Raw genomic sequence first — 1,543 nt, forward strand, 5'->3', positions numbered from 1 at the left:
GGTTAAAGGATATGTGAAATTATTTGGGGGTGTAATAATGACAGACAACAACTTGACTAGGGATAATATGATTAAACGTATAGATTATAAAGTTTCTTCTAAAGATGAGAAATTAACAGGCCTAGTATTAGGTACCTTATCTGTAGCTTTAACTAGTTGCATAATCTTCTGGTTTATAGGTAATCCACAAAGATTTATTGAACATAGGTTAGGAATTAACTCTAATGCTTTTGACTATCCAATTGCTTGGCTATTCGTTATTCTCATCTCGTTTGGTTATGTTTTCTATACAAGTAAAGCAGTGCCTTTTGTAGGAGAACGATTATTTACATTTTCTTGGCTAAAGATAATCGGGATTTGGGCTGCCATCGTGTCAAGTATCGTAGAAGAAATATTATTTAGACAAGCGTTAATGGACTGGATAAACAATGAAGGTTATTCCGTGATAGTACAAATAATTGTTTCCGCCTTAATTTTTGGTTTAGCTCACGGTGCTTGGGTTTTGCTTAGAGGAGAATTAAAGGTTGCTTTACCTATTATATTATCTACTACAGTTCTTGGAGGTCTACTTGCCTTTGTATACATTATTTCAGAACGACATATATTAGCCCCAATTGTTACTCATATCCTAATTAACTTAATGATTGAACCATGGCTTATGTTATCTGCTATATCCCAGAAATGGAATATTAATAGTTTTAAAGATAAATAAAATCATCAAAGAACAGGGGAATTTGTAGATTCCCTTGTTCTTTGATGATTTCTTAGTTCACTAAAATATATATTCTATACAAAACTAGTTAACATAACCCATCATTATCGGTAGCAAGGAAAAGGCGGATCCCAACTATCACAAGGAATTCGCCTTTTTCTTTTTCTATGACTCTATTCATTTTTTTATACATTCCTATCCTGGCGTGGGTTTCAGGGTTCCCGTTTGTTATTGGATTGGCCGAAATGCTGGCGGTACCCCTCATAGGGAGTACGAAAGTTTATCAGATTTTATTGGAAGTAGTCATGCTGATAGTGAGGCGTATTAGTTATATAGGGATGGTGACTACTAAACTAAACAAAAGAGTTATTTGAGCAACAAAAAGCCCTGCAAGGGGAGCAAGGGCTGGGAACGGGGTATCATGAATTGCCGAATTAATAACGAATGACTTCTTCGAATGAATTTAGTGTAACACACAAACTTGTATATATCTGTTACGGAATTATGAACAAAGGGGTAATGAGAGATAAAAGAGCAGCTAGCAAAAGCTAACTGCTCGGCTCTCGACCAAGAGAGTAAGAATGGGAAGAATTTAAGGCAGATTTTTCAAAGCCCTGTCTACAGTGTTGACGGAATATTGAGTTTTATTTGAAGGGAATTATAGTCTACAAATTAGATTATGATAGTCGATATGCTCCATATAGCCCAGAAAAGAACTAAAAATTCTAGTGAAATCCAAAGTGTTTTTTTTTCAGGTCTTTGCAATTCTTTTATTAAATAAAAAACAGCACTAATCGCTATAATGATGGAAAGAACGAGGTCTATCTTATC

Annotated in this window: 1 protein-coding gene; it reads left to right on the forward strand. The window is 34.7% G+C overall.

From position 1 onward, the window contains the following. Positions 1-712, forward strand: a 712-nt coding sequence (locus tag AB3X48_RS21990; protein WP_367959950.1) for a CPBP family intramembrane glutamic endopeptidase, incomplete at its 5' end; no start/stop codon positions are given. Positions 713-1,543 lie beyond the last annotated feature (831 nt).

It is taken from the genome of Bacillus sp. S4 (genome assembly GCF_040838205.1).
GTDB lineage: Bacteria > Bacillota > Bacilli > Bacillales > Bacillaceae_G > Bacillus_A > Bacillus_A cereus_U.